This is a genomic window from Clostridium beijerinckii, assembly GCF_008705175.1.
Lineage (GTDB): Bacteria > Bacillota > Clostridia > Clostridiales > Clostridiaceae > Clostridium > Clostridium beijerinckii.
In genome coordinates, this window is the sequence record NZ_CP043998.1 from 653,741 (window position 1) to 675,015 (window position 21,275).

General features: G+C 29.6%; 21 protein-coding genes. 18 read left to right on the forward strand and 3 right to left on the reverse strand.

All coding sequences use genetic code 11. The features are described from left to right. The first annotated feature begins 164 nt into the window (after nucleotides 1-164). Complete coding sequence (locus F3K33_RS03215) at nucleotides 165-1,358, forward strand: sensor histidine kinase (RefSeq protein WP_011967903.1); 1,194 nt, start codon at nucleotides 165-167, stop codon at nucleotides 1,356-1,358. A gap of 27 nt (nucleotides 1,359-1,385) precedes the next feature. Continuing rightward, a complete protein-coding gene (locus F3K33_RS03220; protein WP_023973687.1) occupies nucleotides 1,386-2,144 on the forward strand; it encodes a LytR/AlgR family response regulator transcription factor in 759 nt (252 codons plus the stop codon). Between the two features lie 225 nt (nucleotides 2,145-2,369). Here the strand turns inward: F3K33_RS03220 and F3K33_RS03225 are convergent, their stop codons facing one another. Then, complete coding sequence (locus F3K33_RS03225) at nucleotides 2,370-2,738, reverse strand: MerR family transcriptional regulator (RefSeq protein ID WP_011967905.1); 369 nt, start codon at nucleotides 2,736-2,738, stop codon at nucleotides 2,370-2,372. Between the two features lie 308 nt (nucleotides 2,739-3,046). On the opposite strand from F3K33_RS03225, the gene F3K33_RS03230 reads away from it, so the two are divergent. The 14 genes from F3K33_RS03230 to F3K33_RS03285 all read left to right on the forward strand — a co-directional run bounded on the left by F3K33_RS03230 (nucleotide 3,047) and on the right by F3K33_RS03285 (nucleotide 16,139). Beyond that, nucleotides 3,047-4,204 (forward strand): aldo/keto reductase, encoded by a 1,158-nt coding sequence (locus tag F3K33_RS03230; protein ID WP_023973686.1) that lies wholly within the window; start codon nucleotides 3,047-3,049, stop codon nucleotides 4,202-4,204. A gap of 180 nt (nucleotides 4,205-4,384) precedes the next feature. After that, nucleotides 4,385-5,791, forward strand: a complete 1,407-nt coding sequence (gene larC / locus F3K33_RS03235) for a nickel pincer cofactor biosynthesis protein LarC (protein WP_039770301.1) — start codon at nucleotides 4,385-4,387, stop codon at nucleotides 5,789-5,791. A 55-nt stretch (nucleotides 5,792-5,846) separates the two neighbouring features. Beyond that, nucleotides 5,847-6,656, forward strand: a complete 810-nt coding sequence (gene larE, locus F3K33_RS03240) for an ATP-dependent sacrificial sulfur transferase LarE (RefSeq protein ID WP_023973684.1) — start codon at nucleotides 5,847-5,849, stop codon at nucleotides 6,654-6,656. An 84-nt stretch (nucleotides 6,657-6,740) separates the two neighbouring features. Next, entirely contained in the window at nucleotides 6,741-7,487 is a 747-nt protein-coding gene (gene larB, locus F3K33_RS03245; protein ID WP_023973683.1) for a nickel pincer cofactor biosynthesis protein LarB, read from the forward strand. 116 nt (nucleotides 7,488-7,603) lie between these two features. Beyond that, on the forward strand, nucleotides 7,604-8,644 hold the full coding sequence (gene namA / locus F3K33_RS03250) for an NADPH dehydrogenase NamA (protein WP_039770299.1): 1,041 nt from the start codon (nucleotides 7,604-7,606) through the stop codon (nucleotides 8,642-8,644). Between the two features lie 114 nt (nucleotides 8,645-8,758). Then, nucleotides 8,759-8,905: a hypothetical protein gene (locus F3K33_RS26245; RefSeq protein ID WP_167514405.1), complete on the forward strand. Its 147-nt coding sequence runs from the start codon at nucleotides 8,759-8,761 to the stop codon at nucleotides 8,903-8,905. A 154-nt stretch (nucleotides 8,906-9,059) separates the two neighbouring features. Beyond that, the gene (locus F3K33_RS03255; RefSeq protein ID WP_039770298.1) at nucleotides 9,060-9,485 is read left to right on the forward strand and encodes a hypothetical protein; all 426 of its coding nucleotides are present in this window, start codon (nucleotides 9,060-9,062) and stop codon (nucleotides 9,483-9,485) included. An 86-nt stretch (nucleotides 9,486-9,571) separates the two neighbouring features. Next, nucleotides 9,572-9,709 (forward strand): CPC_1213 family protein, encoded by a 138-nt coding sequence (locus F3K33_RS26250; RefSeq protein ID WP_017212516.1) that lies wholly within the window; start codon nucleotides 9,572-9,574, stop codon nucleotides 9,707-9,709. Nucleotides 9,710-10,169: 460 nt separating this feature from the next. Beyond that, nucleotides 10,170-12,092 carry a PrkA family serine protein kinase gene (locus F3K33_RS03260; protein WP_039770381.1) on the forward strand — a complete coding sequence of 641 codons (1,923 nt, stop codon included), beginning with the start codon at nucleotides 10,170-10,172 and terminating at the stop codon, nucleotides 12,090-12,092. A gap of 8 nt (nucleotides 12,093-12,100) precedes the next feature. Beyond that, nucleotides 12,101-13,273 (forward strand): sporulation protein YhbH, encoded by a 1,173-nt coding sequence (yhbH, locus tag F3K33_RS03265; RefSeq protein WP_011967915.1) that lies wholly within the window; start codon nucleotides 12,101-12,103, stop codon nucleotides 13,271-13,273. A gap of 4 nt (nucleotides 13,274-13,277) precedes the next feature. Beyond that, nucleotides 13,278-14,648, forward strand: a complete 1,371-nt coding sequence (locus F3K33_RS03270; RefSeq protein WP_023973679.1) for a SpoVR family protein — start codon at nucleotides 13,278-13,280, stop codon at nucleotides 14,646-14,648. A gap of 150 nt (nucleotides 14,649-14,798) precedes the next feature. After that, complete coding sequence (locus F3K33_RS03275) at nucleotides 14,799-15,341, forward strand: rubrerythrin family protein (RefSeq protein WP_011967917.1); 543 nt, start codon at nucleotides 14,799-14,801, stop codon at nucleotides 15,339-15,341. Between the two features lie 11 nt (nucleotides 15,342-15,352). After that, on the forward strand, nucleotides 15,353-15,709 hold the full coding sequence (locus F3K33_RS03280) for a hypothetical protein (RefSeq protein ID WP_023973678.1): 357 nt from the start codon (nucleotides 15,353-15,355) through the stop codon (nucleotides 15,707-15,709). 85 nt (nucleotides 15,710-15,794) lie between these two features. Further along, a complete protein-coding gene (locus F3K33_RS03285) occupies nucleotides 15,795-16,139 on the forward strand; it encodes a hypothetical protein (RefSeq protein WP_011967919.1) in 345 nt (114 codons plus the stop codon). A 68-nt stretch (nucleotides 16,140-16,207) separates the two neighbouring features. Here F3K33_RS03285 and pssA read toward each other — a convergent pair whose 3' ends face one another. Continuing rightward, entirely contained in the window at nucleotides 16,208-16,735 is a 528-nt protein-coding gene (gene pssA / locus F3K33_RS03290) for a CDP-diacylglycerol--serine O-phosphatidyltransferase (protein ID WP_023973677.1), read from the reverse strand. A gap of 296 nt (nucleotides 16,736-17,031) precedes the next feature. On the opposite strand from pssA, the gene F3K33_RS03295 reads away from it, so the two are divergent. Then, nucleotides 17,032-17,910: a YegS/Rv2252/BmrU family lipid kinase gene (locus F3K33_RS03295; RefSeq protein ID WP_023973675.1), complete on the forward strand. Its 879-nt coding sequence runs from the start codon at nucleotides 17,032-17,034 to the stop codon at nucleotides 17,908-17,910. 51 nt (nucleotides 17,911-17,961) lie between these two features. After that, nucleotides 17,962-18,627, forward strand: a complete 666-nt coding sequence (locus F3K33_RS03300) for a hypothetical protein (RefSeq protein ID WP_017212512.1) — start codon at nucleotides 17,962-17,964, stop codon at nucleotides 18,625-18,627. Nucleotides 18,628-18,801: 174 nt separating this feature from the next. Here F3K33_RS03300 and F3K33_RS03305 read toward each other — a convergent pair whose 3' ends face one another. Then, the gene (locus tag F3K33_RS03305) at nucleotides 18,802-20,805 is read right to left on the reverse strand and encodes a YgiQ family radical SAM protein (RefSeq protein WP_023973674.1); all 2,004 of its coding nucleotides are present in this window, start codon (nucleotides 20,803-20,805) and stop codon (nucleotides 18,802-18,804) included. Between the last annotated feature and the right edge of the window lie 470 nt (nucleotides 20,806-21,275).

Below are 21,275 nucleotides of genomic sequence, written 5' to 3' on the forward strand. Positions count from 1 at the left end.
ATAAATAGTGACTATATTTTGTATGTGAAATGCTATATTTAGTGGATGAATTAACAAAATATTGAGGCGGTTTGCAGTAAGTTTTTATATAAAGGAAGTAAAAATTGAGATTTTATTACATAGTAGTATAATTTATGTATATAGGGTAAAAGGGAGGTGATAGTATGTTGATGGTGAATATGCTAGAGAGAATGGCACTTATAACAATATTTATATATGTAATATTACAGACTAATATTATGAAGTGTTTCGTTAAGGACAAGTTTGATAGAAAAGATAATATAATGATGATTCTGATATTTTCACTCCTTGCTATTTTAGGAACTTATTTTGGAATATATATAAAAGATCAATCATTAGCAAATAGCAGACCAGTTGGAGCAATAGTTGCAGGATATTTAGGGGGACCTGTTATTGGAATTATAGTTGGATTTATAAGTGGATTGCATAGGTATTCATTTGGAGGATTTACGGCATTAGCTTGCGGATTATCAACAATTGTGGAAGGCGCAATAGGTGGAGGATTTAGAATATTATTTAAGAAAAAGGGGCTAAACCCAGCCGTTGCAGGGTTAGCAGCAGTAGTAGCAGAAATTACTCAAATGATAATTATATTAATGTTTTCTAAAGATATAAATTCAGCAATAGATCTTGAGAAAACAATAGCATTATCTATGATACTTATAAATTCTATTGGTGTATTTTTAATAGTTATGGTAATTGAAAGCTCAAAAAAATTGGTTGATGGTGAAGTAAAACTTATAAAATTAAAAGAAGAAAATAAAGTAGCAGAATTAAAGGCTTTAAAAGCACAAATAGAGCCTCATTTTTTATTTAATTCTCTTAATGTGATAAGTGCATATTGTAGAACTGATGGAGAAAAGGCAAGAGAACTTATATTAAATCTTTCAAATTATTTTAGAGCTACGCTAGAAATAGAAGGAGATTTTTCTACATTAAAAAAAGAATTGGCTTTGATAAAGGCTTATGTAGCAATTGAACAAGCTAGATTCTCAAATAGACTAGAAGTGAAATTTTTAATAGATGATAATTTACTAGATATAAAATTCCCAATACTTGTACTTCAGCCAATTGTGGAAAATTCAATTAAGCACGGAATACTGAAAAAAATTAATGGTGGTATAGTAACAATTTCTATTAGAAATGATGAAAATGACGTTAGTATTGAAATTAGTGATAATGGGGTAGGCTTTGAAAATGCAGATGAATCTTTATCAACTGGACTTGGCCTTAAAAATATCAACAATAGACTTAGATTATTATATGGAGAAAGTTACTCTTTAAATATAGTAAGTTCAAATAATGGAAGTAGTGTTAATTTTAACATTCCAAAATAATTATTATAATTAATGGGGGGAATTAAATTGAAATTACTAGATGAGATAAAAGTAGCAATAGTTGAGGATGAAGCAATATCCAGCGATGAATTAAAATACATAATATCTAAGGATGGCAGATTCAAAGTTGTAGGGCAAGCATATGATGGAATAAGTGCATTAACTTTAATTGAAAGCGAGGAGCCAGATATTGCTTTTATTGATATTAATATTCCGGGAAAAAACGGAATAAAATTGGCAGAAGATGTAAAAGAGATATTTCCGGATATAATTCTAATTTTTTTAACGGCATATGATACTTATGCAATAAGGGCTTTTGAACTTAAAGTTTATGATTATATACTAAAGCCATATGATGAAAAGAGAATAGCGGAATCATTAAATTGTGCGTTAAATACAATTAGTAATAGAAATGAAAATGAAATAATCAATATATTAAGTAAGCTTGAAAATAAACAAGCATTGAAGAAAATCCCGTGTGAGAACAATGGAAAAATAATTCTTATCGATGTTAACAAAATTTCCTTCTTTTATTCAGAGGGAGAGAGGAATTATGTTAAGACTAATAAAGATATTTATTGTACAACAAAAACTTTACAAGAGCTAACGGAGAAAACAAATTTCTTTAGATGCCACAGGAGTTACGTAGTAAATCTTGAAAAAGTTAAAGAAGTTTACCCTTGGTTTAACGGTACTTATAAGTTAATTATTGATGATGATGAAAATAATGAAATACCGGTGAGCAGATCTCATGTTAAGGAAATAAAGATTATTTTAGGACTATAGTAATAGCCCCAGTTTTAGAAGTATATAAATTTTAGAAGAATATTAATTAAAATTGAGTTTTTAAATTAAAAAACTAGATGAATTTTTTGAATAAAATATTAATTTATTCATTTGTAATTTATGAAAAAGTCTAAATAAAGGATACTCATTGTTAATCTTGGTAAGATTAACAATGAGTATCCTTTATTTGGATTAATTATTATATAAAGTTCTGTATTATCTCAGTTATACAGTCTTTTTGCAGGCGCAATTATAAAAATTAATTTTGTAATTAATTTTATCGAGATTTCTTTGTAATTCAGCTATTTGGCTAATAACTTCTTCACGGTGTTTTATAAATATTTCTCTACGAACATCAATAGTATTATCACCTTTAAGGCATAACTGGATATATTCTTTGATTTGCTTTATAGGCATACCTGTATTTTTTAAACAACAAATAAGTTCAAGCAATTCTAAATCTTTTTCTTTAAAATCCCTGTTGCCTGACTCACTGCGATCCACAAATGGAAGTAATCCTTCTTTTTCATAATATCTAAGAGTGTGTGGACTTAAATGTGTTTTTTCAGCAACTTCAGCAATACTGTATCCCATAGTATTACCCTCCTTTAAACTGCATGATGTATTTTATAACTTAGAGTATACTCTAAGAGTAAGCATTTGTAAAATTGCATCAAAAAATTATTTCTAAAATGAAAAGTTATAAATGATGAATATGGTATTATAAATAAAAAATTACTTTTTAATTTTAGAACAATGACTTTAGTACTGTAATAACGAAATTAACTTTTCATTTTAGGGTTTATTTTTCCAAAATATGTTGACTTAGAGTTAACTATAAGATGTAAAATATATATAGAACAATTTATCATATAAATTATCTATTTTAAGGAGGAATTACTTTGTTATATAGAGGGTTTGGAAAGACAAATGAAAAGGTTTCGGTTCTAGGATTTGGTTGTATGAGGTTACCTATTATTAATGGAGATACTACTAAAATTGACGAAGAAAAAGCTACAAAAATGATTCGCCACGCAATTGATGAAGGAGTTAATTATATTGATACTGCATACCCTTATCATGGGACAGGAATGGGAACTGGAGGGGAAAGTGAACCATTTGTAGGTAGAGCCTTAAAAGACGGATATAGAGAAAAGGTGAATTTAGCTACAAAACTTCCTAGTTGGGCAATTAAGACTAGAGAGGATATGGATAAATATTTAAATGAACAATTAGAGCGGTTGCAAACAGATAGAATAGATTTCTATTTAGTTCATGCTTTAAATAAGGGTTCTTGGGAAAATTTAAAGAAGTTAGGAATAGATGAATTTTTAAACTCAGCAATTAAAGATGGAAGAATAAGATATGCAGGATTTTCATTTCATGATAAGTTAGAAGTTTTTAAAGAGATAGTGGATTATTATGATTGGTCATTCTGTCAAATTCAATATAACTATTTAGATGAAGAATTCCAAGCCGGAACTGAAGGCTTAAAATATGCAGCAGATAGAGGTCTTGGAGTTGTTATCATGGAGCCGCTTAGAGGTGGAAAAATAGTTAGAAATCTTCCGCATGTAGTTACTGATACATTTGATAAAGCAGAAATTAAGAGATCTCCAGCCGAATGGGCACTAAGATGGGTATGGAATCATCCAGAGGTATCTGTAGTACTAAGTGGTATGAATGTAATGGATAATGTTACTGAAAATATTAGAGTGGCAGGTGAAGCTTTACCAAATTCACTAACAGAAAAAGAGCTAGAAATAATGGATAATGTTAAAAAAGCATTTAAAGAAAGAATAAAAGTTAATTGTACAGCTTGCGAGTACTGCATGCCATGTCCAGCAGGCGTAAATATTCCTAAGAATTTTACATTATATAATGAGTATAATATATTCGTTACTCCAGCAACAGAAAAAGAACTTAAGGAAAGATATAATGGAGTAGCGCCATCAGAAAGAGCAGATAAGTGTGTTGAATGCGGTAAGTGTGAAAGCCATTGTCCTCAAGCAATCAAGATTCGTCAAGAATTAAAAAATGTTAGAACAATATTTGCATAAAGTAAAATATTACAATTCACAAAATAGTTTCTAAACAGTTGAAAAAGATGATTACATTCCAAAAGAAGAAAAAAATGTATATATTCAAAGAGTATTTTTTCGATAATTAAGAAGATATAACATTATATAGACAAAAATAAATTTATTAAAATCATACAAATGAGTTAAGGAGTGAGCTAAATGAGAATATTATATTACGATTGTTTTTGCGGTATAAGTGGAGATATGAATCTGGCAGCGATGTTGAACTTAGGAGTTCCTAAAGAATATTTATTTAAAGAAATTTCAAAGATTAATTTAAATTCTGAATATGATATACAAATTAACAGTTCTGAGAAACTTGGAATAACAGGAACAAGAGTAGATGTTATATTAAAAGATGAAGTAAATAATTCAGATAACATAGGATATAAAGATTTTGAGCATTGCAGTACTGATATTAGAGAAGATCACAGTCACTCTCACGTACATGATGAAGAGCGCAATCATCACGATCATTCTCATGGTGAAGATGCTTCACATAATCATGAACACAGTCATCCACATAGCAATGAACATGATTGTTCACATAATCACGAACAAGCTCATGTTCATAGCCATTCAGGAAATCACGAGCATCATCATAGAAACTTAAAAGATATAGAGAATATAATAAATTCTAGTGACTTAAGTGAAAAAGTTAAGAATTTAAGTTTAAATATGTTTATGAGAGTAGCAGAAGCAGAAGCAAAGGTACATGGCAAAACATTATATGAAGTACACTTTCATGAAGTAGGCGCCATTGATTCAATTGTTGATATAGTAGGAGCTGCTATTTGTTTAGAGTATTTAAAAGTCGATAAGATTATGGCATCTCATGTTCAAGTTGGTGGCGGATTCGTAAAATGTGCTCATGGTCTCATGCCAGTTCCAGCACCTGCTACTGTAGAAATATTAAAAGGCATTCCAATAAATGTTGGGGTGGTTCAATTTGAAACAACTACGCCTACAGGAGCTGCGATACTAGCTGAAAATGTTCAAGAATTTACTTCAAAAATAGATTTCTCTATAAAGAAAATTGGATATGGAATTGGACATAGAGATCTAGATATACCTAATGTTTTGAGAGTTTACTTAGGAGAAGACAATAGTTTAGAGAAGATAGAAGAACAGTATATATTAGAAACTAATATAGATGATATGAACCCAGAATTTTATGGATATATTGAAGAAAAGCTTTTTGATGCAGGAGCATTAGATGTTTTTAAAACTCCTATATTCATGAAAAAAGGAAGACCAGGAATAAAGTTAAGTGTATTAATCAGTGAAAAAATAGAAAAAGATATTTTGGACATAGTTTTTGAAGAGACGACATCTATAGGCGTAAGAAAATATAAAGTTGAAAAAATAATGTTAAATAGAGAGTTTTCAAAGGTAGAAACTCAGTATGGAGAAGTAACAATCAAGAAATCATATTATAAAGGTGACTTAGTTAAATATAAGCCGGAATATGAGGAATGTAAAAAGATTGCAAAAGAGAATAACATAACTATGGAAAAGGTGTATAGGGAAGTTTATAGGCAAACTTCGAATATTTATAATGAGTAATTCTACAATCAAATTAAGAAAATAGAAATGCATTGGTGAGAGGCGGAAGAGATAGATGATTAATAATGATAAATATAGTGAACTAGTGAAATACCTTAAAGGATTAGGAAAAGTAGTTTTAGCATTCTCAGGGGGAGTAGATAGCACATTCTTACTTAGAGTAGCTAAAGAAGCTCTTGGAGACAATGTAAAGGCAGTAACGATTTTATCACCTTACATTCCTAAGTGGGAAATAGCAGAGGCTAGAGAATTGGTAAGGGAATTGGGAGTTCAACATGAAATTATTGAGGCTCCAATTATTGATTCAATTAAATTTAATCCAGAAGATAGGTGCTATCTTTGTAAAACAGCTGTATTCACTATGATATTAAATGTAGCAAAAGAACAAGGTTATAATTGTGTAATTGATGGGACAAATTTTGATGACATAAGTGATTATAGACCAGGTCTTAAAGCGTTAAAAGAACTAGAAGTAAAAAGCCCGCTATTAGAGTGTAAATTAACTAAAGCAGAAATAAGAGCATTCTCTAAAGAATTGGGACTTAACACTTGGGATAAGCCGCCTTATGCTTGCCTTTTGACAAGGATACCTTATGGAAATGAACTGAAAGTAGAAGATTTTGAAAAGATTGAAAATGCAGAAAAGTATATGATGAGTATAGGTTTTAGAGCTGTTAGGGTAAGATGCCACGGTGACTTAGCGAGAGTTGAAGTAAGTAGGGATGATAGAAGTAAATTATTTAATGAAGAGCTTTTAGATACTATTGCTGAAAAAATAAAAGAATGCGGATTTAAATATGTGACATTAGACTTACAAGGTTATAGAGTAGGAAGTTTTAATGAAACTATAGTGAAAAAAGAATAGAATCAAAAATAAATAAGAATATTTTGAAGATTAATTAAAGCGGTGTAAGAAGTTAGCAGAGAAAATCTTAGGAGGATAAAGCTAATGAACAAAGAAGAAATTAAAGAATTGTTAGAAAGTGTTAAAGATAACAAGTTGAATGTAGATGAGGCACTTGAAAAGTTAGAAGATCTACCTTTTAAAGATTTGGGTTTCGCGAAGATAGATAATCATAGAGAAATTAGAGTTGGCTATCCAGAAGTAATATACTGCGAAGGTAAGACTGTAGAGCAGGTTAGAGATATTGTAAAATTTATGCTTACAAAAAACAATAATATATTAGGAACGAGAGCCAATGAGGAAATGTACAATGCAGTTAAAGAAATATGTAAAGAAGCAAAATATAATAAACTTGGCAGAACAATAACTATTAGGAAAAATGAACAACCTCTTACGGAGAATTATATAGCAATTGTTGCAGCAGGTACTTCTGATTTGCCTGTTGTGGAGGAGGCATTTGAAACAGCTAGTATATTAGGCAATAGAGTTGAAAAAATAACTGATGTTGGAGTTGCAGGGATACACAGACTTTTTTCAAAATTGGATGTTATTAGGGGCGCAAAAGTTGTTATAGTAATTGCCGGAATGGAAGGTGCCTTAGCAAGTGTTGTAGGAGGACTTGTAGATAAGCCAGTAATAGCAGTGCCAACAAGTGTTGGATATGGTGCTAATTTCGGAGGAATTGCAGCCTTATTATCTATGTTGAATAGCTGTGCTAGCGGTGTTAGCGTAGTTAATATAGATAATGGTTTCGGGGCGGCATATAATGCTAGTATTATTAATAAGCTGTAGTTTTTTACAATGATTTTATATGGGTAATTAATATTTAAAATTCAGTATCCAATTGTTTAATTAGGAAAGAATAGAATTAACATCATAAATATAAAAACACAAGGGAGGAGAATTATATGTCAAAGCTTTTTTCAAATTTTAAACTCAAAAATTTAGAATTTAAAAATAGAGTTGTTATGGCGCCTATGTGTATGTATACAGCTAAAGAAGATGGAATAGCCACTGAGTGGCATAAAATACATTATGCTACAAGAGCTTTGGGCGGAGTAGGACTTATAATCCAAGAAGCAACTGGAGTTGAAAGTAGAGGAAGAATAAGCGATAAAGATTTAGGAATATGGAATGATTCACAAATAGATGGCTTAAAGAAGATAGTTGATACATGTAAAAGCCTAGGTGCGGTTATGGGAATTCAACTTGGTCATGCAGGTAGAAAGTGTGAAATAAAGAATCTTGAGATTATAGGACCTAGTGCTGAAGCATTTAGTAGTGAATATAAAGTTCCAAAGGAAATGAGTAAAGAGAATATAAATGAAGTAATAAATGCCTTTAAAAGTGCTGCTAAAAGGTGTATTGAAATAGGATATGATATTATAGAGATCCACGGTGCTCACGGATACTTAATAAATCAATTTTTATCTCCTCTTACCAACAAAAGAAATGATGAATATGGAGGAAACTTAGAAAATAGAGCGCGATTTCTAAAAGAAGTAGTAAAAGCGGTTAGAGAAGTGTGGACAAAGGAAAAACCAATAATACTTAGGATAAGTGCTGAAGATTATTTAAATGAAGGAAATCATCCAGAGGATTTGGCTAAAATAATAAATTTGGTTAAAGAAGAAGGAATTGATATAATTAATGTAAGCTCAGGTGGCGTTGCACCAACTCCTGTTCCAATTAAGGTATATGAAGGATATCAGATAAAACTTGCAGAGATAATAAAAGAAAATACAGGACTTCCTGTAATGGCTGGAGGACTTATTATATCGCCTTATATGGCAGAGGAAATAATTCAAAATGATAGAGCAGATATGGTTTTCTTAGGAAGAATTCTTTTAAGAAAACCATACTGGCCGCTTGAAGCTGATTCAAAATTAGATGGTGAGGTAAAATGGCCTGAGCAATATGAAAGAGGTAAGTTCAGGAATAATAGATAACCATATTAATTGGCAATAGTTAATTTTATTAATAATTATTTGAATAAATTTTAATTTTAAAGCCAGCAGTATAAAATGAATTTAAATGTACACCATAATAATGAGGTGATACATATGGATAATAACAAAAACAGAATAAAAGATAGACCTAAATCTAATGCTGAACGTAGAAAAATAGATCCTAAAAATAATGCGGATTTAGGCATTATTGATGGAAAAAAGATAGGTGCGTCTCCACATAAAGAAAAGGATCACCTATAATATAAAGAGGATATATCAAAATGTTTTTATCTGTTTGATATATCCTTTATATTTTATATTAACAAGTATATAGATAGAGGGAAATTAAATTATTAATTTTTTATAAAAGCAATTATAATAGATGGTATATTACATAAGCAAAGGAGACTATAGAATGAAACTAGATTTAACAATATTTGAATTAGGAAAACTTTTAAAGAAAATAGAGGATAAATATGATTTGAACATATTAGTGAAATTAGCCTTGAGTGGTGGATGGGCTACAATAACTGGTAATGCTAATGTTTTAAAGTATCCAAATAATTCAAACTGTGGCTGCAATGGAAAAGACAACATTATAGATATAAGTGTAGAGCGTGATGGTAATGAGCATGGATCTGTAATAAAAATTACAGGCGCTAAAGATAAAAAGTTTGATATAGATATATCAAGTACTAGATACAAAGAATTACGTCCGAATAACTTAACTGTCAACAAAATAAAAATTAACGAAAATGAAAGTAAATTAAGAATTGATGAAAATATAATATTTACAATAGGTGCGTCAGTTGATGATATAAAAGAACTTATAGAAAACTAAATATATATATACAACATTAGCCAGCATAAAACAGTCTAAAATACACATAATATTAAAGAGTCAATAGGAAGAGGAGAGTGATATAAATGGACAACAGTATGAAAAAGAAACATACAAGCAAACATAAGACTTTAAATCATAATCCACAAGCAGAAAGCGTAAAATCAGTTTTTGGTGAGCCAAAAGCGAAAGATTCTGAATTTACTCCAAGAACTTTTGACTAATAAAATAGAAATTAAACATAGGCGCGATTGTATATATTATATAGTTATATTTCAGAATGATTTCTGAAATGTGAATTGTATAATAGAGCAAACAATTTAATAGTTAAAGAAGGAATATTTTGAGTATAAAAAACTTAAAATATTCCTTTTTTAGTGCAAAAGAATTTAATGTTTTAAGGTATAAATTTGAAATATTATTAATTTATTTAATAATTAGTTATTAATTAGAAATATCAAAATATCTATATATTAGACAGGCTACAGGGAAAAACAAAATTATTATATGGATGTTATTTAATAAAGTTATGAAATAACACTCACTTAGTGATAAATTTGTATGGTTATTGTTTAGGTTTTTATTTAATAGGAATTAAACAGTAAGTATTTGAAAAAAGTAGTCATAATGTCTTTGTTTAATTGAATATATTTTAGTTATAAAGGAGGAGGAGTGTTTATGAGTATGAACTTTAAAGAATTTATAGAAACAGATAGAGAAAAGTCTAACACCCAAAAGTTTGAAGGAAGTTTTCTAGAATATTTAGATATTGTTAAGGAGAATCCAGAAGTTGTTAATCTTGCGCATAAAAGAATCTATGAGATGATTATGAGCAAAGGCGTAGAGGAGTTAAAAGGTGAAGAAAACCATCGAGTAAGAAAAATTTATGGAAATGATTTAATAAGAAAATATGGCTTTTTTAAAAATGATTTTTACGGAATTGATAAAGTTATAATGAAACTTGCAAGTTATTTTAAATCAGCAGCCATGAAAGGTGAAGAATCAAGGCAAGTATTATATCTTGTTGGTCCAGTAGGAGCAGGTAAATCTTCAATAGTTGAGAGTTTAAAATCAGCTTTAGAAAGTTGTGAACCAGTTTATTCATTAAAGGGATGCCCAATGCATGAAGAACCTCTTCATTTAATTCCAAAGCATTTAAGACCAAAATTTGAGGAAATGTTAGGAGTACAAATCGAAGGAGATTTATGCCCAGTATGCAGGTATAAACTTGTTAATGAACTTAAGGGAGTTTATGAAGATTTTCCGGTTGAAAGAACAGGATTTTCTATTAGATCAAGAAAAGGAATTGGAGTAGTTCCACCTGTTGATCCTAATAATCAAGATACATCAATACTAACAGGATCAATTGATATTTCTAAGATGGATATGTACTCTGAAGATGATCCAAGAATTTTTTCTCTAAATGGAGCATTTAATGTCGGTAACCGTGGACTAGTAGAATTTATAGAGGTATTTAAGAATGATGTTGAATATCTTCATACAATAATTACTGCAACCCAAGAAAAATCAGTACCATCTCCAGGTAAGGGTTCAATGATTTACTTTGATGGAGTCATAGTTGCTCACTCAAATGAGGCAGAATGGAATAAATTTAAATCAGACCATACAAATGAAGCAATTTTAGATAGAATTGTAAAGGTTGAAGTTCCATATTGCTTAGAACTAGACGAAGAAGTTAAGATATATGAAAAAATATTAAAGAAGAGCAATTTTAAAGCGCATATAGCGCCACATACTATTGAAATCGCAGCGATGTTTGCAATACTTTCAAGGTTAACACCTTCAGCTAAAGTAGACGCGGTGACAAAACTTAAGATCTACAATGGAGAAGAGATTGTTGAAAAAGGAACTACAAAGAAGATCGATATTGGAGAACTTAGAGAAGAAGCCGGTCAATATGAGGGCATGAAGGGAATAAGTACAAGATTTATCATAAAAGCAATAGATAATGCACTTGCTGAGTCAGGATATGATTGCATAAATCCACTTAGTATAATGGAAAGTATAATAAAATCTGTTAGAGAACTAGATATTGCAGCAGATGATAAAAAGAAGTATTTAGGCTTTATTCAGGATAATATAAGAAAAGAATATAATAAAATTCTTGAAAGAGAAATTACAAAGGCATTTATTCACTCATTTAGAGAACAAGCTGAGAGTTTATTTAACAATTATATAGATAATGCTGAGGCATATGTAAATAAGACTAAGATAAAAGATGTTTCAACTGGTGAAGAACTTAATCCAGATGAAGAATTTATGAGAAGCATAGAAGAGCAAATAGGTGTATATGCCGCATCAGCTAAAGGCTTTAGATCAGATGTGACTTCATATATGTTCTATATAGTTAGGAAAGGCGGAAAATTAGATTATACTTCTTATGAACCTTTGAAGGAAGCAATAGAAAAGAAATTAACAGCTTCAGTTAAAGATTTATCAAGAATCATAACTAAATCAAAGGTTAGGGATAAGGAACAAGCAGAGAAATATGATTCTATGGTTGAAGAAATGAAAAGAAACGGATATTGTCTTCATTGTTGTGACGTAATCTTAAAATATGCAGCTAATAACTTATGGAGGGATTAGATTAGCTTATGGCAATATTTAGAGATTACACTAACAATCAAATTGATCACGACAGATCCATAGAAGATAGAAGAAGGCATAGGCAACTTGTAGAAAAATCAATAAAAGAAAATTTGGGAGATATATTATCAGAAGAGAGTATAGTTGGAGAGAGTAAAAACAAAAAATTTAAGATACCAATTAAAGGAATTAAGGAATACCAATTCGTCTATGGAAAGAACTCTAAGGGAGTGGCTAGTGGAGTAGGTAACGAAAAAAGGGGAGAAAAATTAGGGAATGGAAATAAGAAATTAGCCAAAGGAAACCAGGGAGCTGGAAATGAAGAGGGTGATGATATATATGAAACAGAAATCACTCTCGAGGAGCTAATGGACTATATATCTGAAGATCTTAACCTACCTAATTTGGATCAAAAAAAGTATTCAGAAATAGTTACTGAAACTAGCGGCAAGAAGAGAGGATATCAAACTCATGGAATAAGACCAAGACTTGCAAAAAAGAAAACAGTTATGTCAAAGATAGCAAGAAAACAGGGAAAGAAGAGAGCTTTAAAGGAATTAGAAAGTGATGAAGAGTTAGAAAGATTTCCTTTTAGAGAGGAGGATCTTAGGTATTATAGAGTTAAATTAAAACCTAAAAAAGATAGCAATGCAGTAATGCTATTTATTATGGATGCTTCTGGTTCTATGGATGTGACTAAAAAATATTTAGCAAGATCTTACTTTTTCGTGTTGGCAACTTTTCTAAAAAGAAAATATAACAATATAGCATTTGAATTTATATATCATACTACAGTTGCAAAGAGAGTAGATGAATTCGAATTCTTCCATAAGTCTGAATCTGGTGGTACTTATATATCTAGTGGCATTAATGAGGCATTAAAGGTGATTGAAGAGAAGTATCCTCCGGCAGCATGGAATATATATAGCATATACGCAAGTGATGGAGATAACTGGTCTGAAGATAATGAAAAAGCAGTTGCAGCGGTAAAAGATATATGTGAGGTTAGCAATATGTTCGGTTATGCAGAACTTTTACCATCCACATATACCACTACAATGTATCATAAGTTCAAAAAAGAGATCACTAATGAAAAATTTGTTCCTGTAATTATAAAAGAAAAGAAGGACTTATGGGATGCACTTAAGATTATGCTTAGGAAGGAGTTAAAGGAGGAATAAGAAATTGGAATATAGCTTTAGTGATATTGAAAAGTGGAATGAGAAAATAGAGAAAAAGGTTAAGGAATATGGGCTAGAATGTTATCCTCAAGAATTTGAAATTATAGGCTTTAATGAGATGATTGGATATGAAGCTTATGTTGGAATGCCTTCAAGATATCCACATTGGAGTTTTGGTAAATCTTATGAGAAAAGTAAAACACTTTATTCTTTAAATCTTACTGGCCTTCCTTATGAAATGGTTATTAATTCAGATCCTTGTTTAGCATATTTAATGAAGGATAATACGTTATTGTTACAGATATTAACAATGGCCCATGTATATGGGCATAATGACTTCTTCAGAAATAACAGATTATTTAAAGAAGGAACTAATGCTAAATATACTTTAGAAATGTTTAATTTAGATGCAAAAATAATAAGAAATTATATTGACGATCCAAGTATTGGATACTCGGAAGTTGAAAGAATACTAGATGCAGGTCATGCGATAAGGTATCAATCTAAAAGAACTGTTGGAGTCAAGGAACTGACTAACAATGAGATTAAAGAAAATATTTTAAAAGATTATGAACGCAAAAAAGAAAATAGAGATATTTTAGATCCTTATGAAGAAATTAGTTTACCAGATTTAGATAAGATTCCATTGGAACCTGTTGATGATCTCATGGGATTTATAATAAATTATGGTCAGTTACAAGAATGGCAGAAAACAATATTAAGAATTGTTAAGAGAGAAACAGAATATTTTATTCCTCAAATTGAAACTAAAATTATGAATGAAGGATGGGCAAGCTATACACACTATAATATTTTAAAACAATTAGAATTGCCACAAGAACTACATTTAGAGTTCTTGAAAAGGCATAATGATGTAATAGCTCCTGCTATAGGCGGGTTAAATCCTTATTATGTTGGTTTCAAAGTATTTGAAGATATTGAAAAAAGATACGGAAAGGAAAAAATATTTGAAGTAAGAGAAATTGAAAGAGATTCTTCATTTTTACGACGTTATTTAACTAAAGAATTGTGCGAAGAATTAAATTTATTTCAATATAATCAAAGAACTTTTGATGTTGTCATTGAAGAAATTTCAGATGAAACTGGCTGGAAAACTATTAGAGATACTTTAAGTTATACTGCTGGTATGGGGAATATACCATATATTAGAGTTGTTGATTTGAATAAGAAGAATTATACATTGACCCTAGAAAATGTTTTCGACGGAAGACCACTTGAGCTTTCTTATGCAAAGGAAACGTTGAAGTACGTTCAAGAATTATGGGGGCATGATGTTAGGCTAATTACTAAATCAAGCGATAAGCAAGAAGTAATCTTAACTTGTAATCAGGAAAAGAAGATAATTGTATCCTAAAAGATCGGAATTATAAAAAAGTAATAAACAATATTTTATGATTTAAGCTAATAAGCATGTTTCATCATTATGAGTTAACTTATGAGGTAACCAAAAGTATAAAAATGAATAGTTTATATATGAGAGAAAGTAATATTTTGGGAGACAAAGATGAACTTAAAAGGTAGTCAAACTGAAAGAAATTTATTTAAAACATTTGCAGGAGAGTCTAGAGCTAGAAATAAATATACTTTTTATGCTGAGAAAGCTAGGGATGATGGTTTCCTCTATGTTGCAGAGGTATTTGAAGCAACTGCAGGTAATGAAAAAGCGCATGCAAGAGAAGTATTTAGAAGATATTTAGATAGGATTAATAATACAAAAAATAATTTGATAGAATCTGCACTTAGCGAATCTGAAGAAAGTAAGGTAATTTATAAAGAATTTGAAGAAATTGCTAGAGAAGAAGGTTTTGATGATATTGCAGATTTTTATAAAGAACTTCAAGAAGTTGAAGAACATCATAAGGAGAGATTTTTAGATTTAGCTAAAAAACTTAAAGAAGGTAAGATGTTTAAATCAGATAGAGAAGAAGAATGGATATGTCTAAATTGTGGTTATATATACGAAGGTAAGGAAGCACCTATGAAATGCCCATTATGTAGATATCCAAGAGCATATTTTAGAAGATTATGTAATGAGGATTGTAAGTAGGGGGAAAACATATGATTTATGAATATCCTGAAGAATTTGTGGTTCCTGTGGTTTATGTAGAGGGTTTGAAAGAGAAGCCTATTAACAGAAGTTTGGAGTTTAAGTATTTTCAGATTGATGAAAGTATGACTCCTAGTGAAAAGCCACAAGAAAATAAAATGTTTCAGATGAGCACGTACCATGATGAAGATATTTCAAACAAAGGAATGATGTTTTTAGATTTAGATGAAGATTTGCTTCAAAAACCTTGCCATGAAAAATATAAGTTTGATGATATAGTTGAAAGTGAAGAAGAACATTATAGCTCTAACAATATATTTAACGATATAGATAATGAATATGCTGATGGTGAAACATTAAGAATGTAATGTATTATTTGTAGTTAGTCACTTATTAGGGATTAACTACAAATATTTTATTTAGATAGTATTAATTTTTTGTAAGGGATTAATTATGAGATTTAATGATTTAGCTAAAAAACAATATGAAGATATCGATAATTTAAGTGTATTATTAAAGAATTATGTGGATGTTTATAGACTATTAATTGCTGGAGCATCAGAACTATATGGTGTAAATTTAGCAGAGAAAAGTGAAGTTAAGAAAGCACTAGAGAGAGTTGAAAATGTAGGTGAATTAATAGATAAGTTGATAAGCACTTTAGAACGATGCGAAGGTTCTTATCTAAAGTATTGCAAGATTAAAAATGAATATATTACAGTAAGTACAGAGAAAGATAAGATATTTACTGAAATAGATAATGAATTGAATTTTCAAAACTCAGAAAGAGAAGAATAATGATGAAAACTGAACAAAAAAACTCTATCTTGAAATTTTAGGATAGAGTTTTTTATTATGAATTATAATTAAAATTTCTTTAATTTAATTTTACTTACCATTAAGTATGAACCAAGGATCATCAAAAGAACAACAAAATAAATCGATGGTGTAATATTAAAATTAAATATAATTAATGAAAAGAATGCCATAAAGCAACCTGCTATTGTTATTGGTATACCAGTAAAAGCGCCGTCAAAATCAGTAGTATTAAATCTAGCTAATCTATAGGCACCACAAATTGGAAATAGTAATAAAACTATAAATCCAAATAATCCTTTAGGGCCAAAAGATTCAAGATTAAATAATATATATACTAATATAGATGGTGCTACTCCAAATGAAACCAAATCTGCTAAAGAATCTAATTCTTTACCTAATTCACTAGAAACGTTTAAAAAACGAGCTATTCTTCCATCATATCTATCTACCAATCCTGCTAATAAAATAAATGCACCTGATATTGCATACTTTTCATTCATTACTGATAATATAGATATAATTCCACAAGATAAATTAATAAAGGTAAATACATTAGGAATACAACTTTTCCTCATAAAATCACTCCTAAAATTATAAAAAATACTTACAAAGAGTTATTATAGCACATAAATGAAAATAATATAAGGTGCAAAATTAACTTTAAGTTTTTATTAAGATTATCTAGTATCGACATTAAGTAAGTAAAATGATATAATAAACTCTATGACAAAGGTATTATATGTAAATATTTATAGGAATTTAATATATGTATTTAGAGCTAATTATAATTTTGTATTAAGAATTATTTTAAGGCTATTTTTTATGTATATAAATAATAATTTAAGAAAATTTATTGGAGGTAGGTTAATTTATGAAAAAGGTTAGATTCATATACAACCCATACTCAGGAGAAAATAGTATAATAAGCGAATTAGACAATATTATAAAACTACACCAAGAAGTAGGATTAATAGTAGTGCCATATAGAATTCAAAAAGGTAAAGATTTAGCAGAGGCATTAGATATAATAGATGAAACTTATAGCTATATTTTAATAGCTGGTGGAGATGGAACAGTGGATTCTTTAGTAAATGCTATGAAAAATAAAAACATAAATATACCTATAGGTATATTACCAGTTGGAACTGCAAATGACTTTGGAAAGTTTATTAATATGCCAAATGATATAGAAGAAGCATGTAAGCAAATATTAAGCTCAAAGCCAGTAGCTGTTGACGTTGGAAAAATAAATGAGAAGTATTTTATAAATGTAGCAAGCTCAGGACTTTTCACTGATGTATCTCAAAAAACTGATGTGAATTTAAAAAATACAATAGGGAAGTTAGCATATTATCTAAAAGGTCTTGAAGAATTACCTAACTTTAGAAAGTTAAAGATAAAATTATCATCTAAAGAATGTGATTATGACGGAGAGATGTATTTGCTTTTGGTTTTTAATGGTAAAACTGCTGGAAACTTTAACTTAGCTACAGAAGCAGAAGTTACAGACGGAAAACTCGACGTAATAATATTTAAGGCTATACAAATAATAGAGCTAATACCACTTTTTATAAAGCTTTTAAAGGGCGAGCATTTAGATTCGGATAAAGTGGTTTATTTTAAAACAGATGATTTATATATGGAATCTCCAGAAGACATTGTTACAGATATTGATGGAGAAAGAGGGCCTGATTTTCCATTGAGGGTTCAATGTATTAAGGGTGGAATTAAACTTTTAGGTATAAAATAAGATAGACAGTAATAAATATAAGTAACAGGAATATGGAATGGAGCGTAATTTGTGAATTTTGCATATTATTTATTTTTGTTACTTATAATTTTTTTGTCAATTTCACTTATAAGAAAGAATCTTGAGGTTTCACCAAAGAAAATAAAAATATATTTGGCATTAGTAATTACATTATTTTTATTAAGGCATATAGCATTATTTTTATTGTGTATACTCAAGAATAGTACAATAATATATTATTTAAAACCAATAATATTTTTGAATCATCTGTCAGTGCCTCTTATAGTGCTAGCTGTAAGCTATGTTTATTTAAGATCTGAGAAGTTGAATTTTGGTGGAACATATGTTATTGCAGCAACAGTATGTATTATTTATGCTGTAATAATGCAAACTTCAAAGTTGACAGTTCAGGTAAATTATTTATATGGATTTATCTTACAGATAGATAAGGAAACTATTTTATTTTTGTTTTCGCTAATACTACTTGGTGCATTACTGATACTAAATGTAATTTTATTGGATAGACCATACGCAAATAAGAAGGGAATATGGTTTATAATTATAGCAATATTAATAGTAATGATAGAGGATATTATTATCTTAGGTGGAATTAAGCTCTTCCCTTATTCGGTAATTGGCGATATGTTATTTCTTATAATCATAAATTTAGTATTAAAGGGCTTTAAAATATTGCCAAAGAACAATTATCGTTCCTAGGAAATGGATTGAGTACGAATTCGCGCTTTAGAATATGTAAATAGCAGGTAAAATACTAAGATAAGTTGTTATAAGTGTGTAGAGGATTTTTTTGAATAAAAGTAATATGTGCTAACGGTTAATAGACAGAAAGGATACTTAGTTGCAATATCAAGCAACTAAGTATCCTTTCTTTTATATGGTTCTTTTTCTTCTATTTGAATAATTATCAGATGAATGTTTATTTGAGTGTTTTTTATTGCTATTAGTTGAATTATTCTTAGTATTACTCATAGAATTTTTTTCATTAGATATTTTACTACTAACATTTGAATTTTTATTTGAGTTATTCCTAGGACTATCGTTTGATTTATGCTTACCTTGATAGCCTAGTTTTCCAGGAGCAAAGCCTATTAAACAGTTTTTACTATTACCAATTAGGTCTTCTCTGTGAGCTTTAAGTAGAGCTTTCTTTACTTTTTGATAATTTTTAGGAACAGCAAACTGTATTAAAGCTCTTTGCATTTCTTTCTCTTCGGGTGTTTTTGGAATATAAACTTTTTCTCCGGTAATTGGGTTGAATCCAGTATAATACATTGTTGTTGATAAGCTTCCTGGTGTTGGGTAAAAATCTTGCACTTGTTCAGGTGTATATCCCATCTCTTTAATGTATAATGCTAAATCTATTGCTGCATTTATATCAGAACCTGGGTGAGATGACATTAAATAAGGCACTAAAAATTGCTTTTTATCTATTTGCTTATTAATTTGAAAATACTTATTAACAAATTTATCATAGACTTCTCTTGTTGGTTTACCCATCTGATTCAATACTTTTGGAACTACATGTTCTGGAGCAACCTTTAACTGACCACTAATATGATGCTCACATAATTCTTTAAAAAATGCATCATTTTTATCATGTATTAAATAATCATATCTTAGACCAGAACGTATAAATACCTTTTTTATTCCAGGAAGTTTTCTAACTTTCTTTAATAGAGAAAGATACTCAGTATGATCTATTATCAAGTTTTTACATGGGCTAGGGAACATACATTGTTTATTTTTGCAAGTACCGTGTTCTATTTGTTTCTTACAAGCTCTATGTCTAAAATTTGCAGTAGGACCTCCAATATCATGAATATATCCTTTGAAGTCAGGTAAAGTCGTTAAAAGCTTTGCTTCGTCAATTATTGACTCTTGCCCTCTATTCTGAATTACTCTTCCTTGATGAAATGTTAGCGCACAAAATGAACATGAGCCGAAACAGCCTCTATGGCTTGTTATAGAAAATTTAACTTCTTGTATTGCAGGTATGCCGCCCTTTTCTTCATATATAGGGTGATAGGTTCTTGTGTAAGGTAAATCATATGTCATATCCATTTCTTCTTGAGTTAAGTTTTCTTGAGGTGGATTTTGAACTAAATATCTATCACCGTATTGTTGAATTATAGTTCTACCGTTTATAGAATCTTGTTCGTAGTATTCTAATTTATAAGCTTCACCATAAGCTTCCTTATCCGTAGATACTTCGTCAAATGAAGGGACTATAACTGCATTTTTAATATTAGATATATCTTTAGTCAAATAACAAGTCCCACGAACACTTGTTATATTTTTAATATTTGCTCCATATCTTAATAACTCTGCAATTTGAACAACGGTTTTTTCGCCCATGCCGTACATCAATAAATCAGCTTTGGAATCTACAAGGATACTTCTTCTAACTTTGTTATCCCAGTAGTCATAGTGAGCAAAACGTCTAAGACTTGCCTCTATTCCTCCGATTGCAATAGCTGCATCTTTATAAGCTTCACGTATTCTGTTGCAGTAAACAATTATTGATCTATCTGGTCTGTGGCCAGCCTCTCCTCCAGGAGAATATAAGTCTTCACGTCTTGTTTTCTTTGCGGCCGTATAGTGATTAACCATAGAATCTATATTCCCTGAATTAACTAGGAAACCATATTTAGGCTTACCTAATTTTTTGAAATCCTCAGAACTATGCCAATTAGGTTGAGCTATAATACCAACATTAAAACCTTGTGCTTCAAGAGTTCTGCCTATAATAGCAGTACCAAAAGAAGGGTGATCTACATAAGCATCGCCAGAAACAATAATAAAATCTAATTGGTCAATTTTTCTTTTTTTTAAGTCTTCTTTACTAATAGGTAAGAATTCTTTACAAAGCTTCATATAATATTAACTCCAATTCTTAATTTATTTTACTTAAAGCATATTTATATTAAAATTACGTATATTAAAGATCGCTATATTGGGATATTATACTAACGTAATAAATAATTAAAAAGTCAAATGAATAAGCTTTTAAAGCTTATTCTTAAAGTATATTAACATAACAATAATTAGTTTACAAACAATATCAATAGGCAAGTGTAGTGTAAATTCAATGCAACTCATAAAGAAATATTTATAATTTACAAATTGAGGATTAATTAAAGAAATTTTTATGTGTTTAAAAGATAAATCAAAACAAAAAATTATTGCCTTTTTACTTCTATGTAATATAATAATTAGAGATAGTAGTAAATTATAACTAAGTGAAGATATACAGGGCGGTGTAAAAGATGGAGGAAGGACCTCAGAATATAAACTATAATATGGCAAAAACTAAATATATTCAGAAGGAAAATCTTTTATCTTGC

Bases quoted from the DNA above. Each gene is read 5' to 3' on its own strand.
- pssA (WP_023973677.1), bottom strand. From the start codon at position 16,735: ATGAGGAAAAGTTGTATTCCTAATGTATTTACCTTTATTAATTTATCT.
- F3K33_RS26245 (WP_167514405.1), top strand. From the start codon at position 8,759: ATGGATAATAACAAAAACAGAATAAAAGATAGACCTAAATCTAATGCT.
- yhbH (WP_011967915.1), top strand. From the start codon at position 12,101: ATGGCAATATTTAGAGATTACACTAACAATCAAATTGATCACGACAGA.
- F3K33_RS03225 (WP_011967905.1), bottom strand. From the start codon at position 2,738: ATGGGATACAGTATTGCTGAAGTTGCTGAAAAAACACATTTAAGTCCA.
- F3K33_RS03295 (WP_023973675.1), top strand. From the start codon at position 17,032: ATGAAAAAGGTTAGATTCATATACAACCCATACTCAGGAGAAAATAGT.
- F3K33_RS03280 (WP_023973678.1), top strand. From the start codon at position 15,353: ATGATTTATGAATATCCTGAAGAATTTGTGGTTCCTGTGGTTTATGTA.
- F3K33_RS03305 (WP_023973674.1), bottom strand. From the start codon at position 20,805: ATGAAGCTTTGTAAAGAATTCTTACCTATTAGTAAAGAAGACTTAAAA.
- F3K33_RS03215 (WP_011967903.1), top strand. From the start codon at position 165: ATGTTGATGGTGAATATGCTAGAGAGAATGGCACTTATAACAATATTT.
- larC (WP_039770301.1), top strand. From the start codon at position 4,385: ATGAGAATATTATATTACGATTGTTTTTGCGGTATAAGTGGAGATATG.
- F3K33_RS03275 (WP_011967917.1), top strand. From the start codon at position 14,799: ATGAACTTAAAAGGTAGTCAAACTGAAAGAAATTTATTTAAAACATTT.
- larB (WP_023973683.1), top strand. From the start codon at position 6,741: ATGAACAAAGAAGAAATTAAAGAATTGTTAGAAAGTGTTAAAGATAAC.
- F3K33_RS03255 (WP_039770298.1), top strand. From the start codon at position 9,060: ATGAAACTAGATTTAACAATATTTGAATTAGGAAAACTTTTAAAGAAA.
- F3K33_RS26250 (WP_017212516.1), top strand. From the start codon at position 9,572: ATGGACAACAGTATGAAAAAGAAACATACAAGCAAACATAAGACTTTA.
- F3K33_RS03285 (WP_011967919.1), top strand. From the start codon at position 15,795: ATGAGATTTAATGATTTAGCTAAAAAACAATATGAAGATATCGATAAT.
- F3K33_RS03260 (WP_039770381.1), top strand. From the start codon at position 10,170: ATGAACTTTAAAGAATTTATAGAAACAGATAGAGAAAAGTCTAACACC.
- namA (WP_039770299.1), top strand. From the start codon at position 7,604: ATGTCAAAGCTTTTTTCAAATTTTAAACTCAAAAATTTAGAATTTAAA.
- larE (WP_023973684.1), top strand. From the start codon at position 5,847: ATGATTAATAATGATAAATATAGTGAACTAGTGAAATACCTTAAAGGA.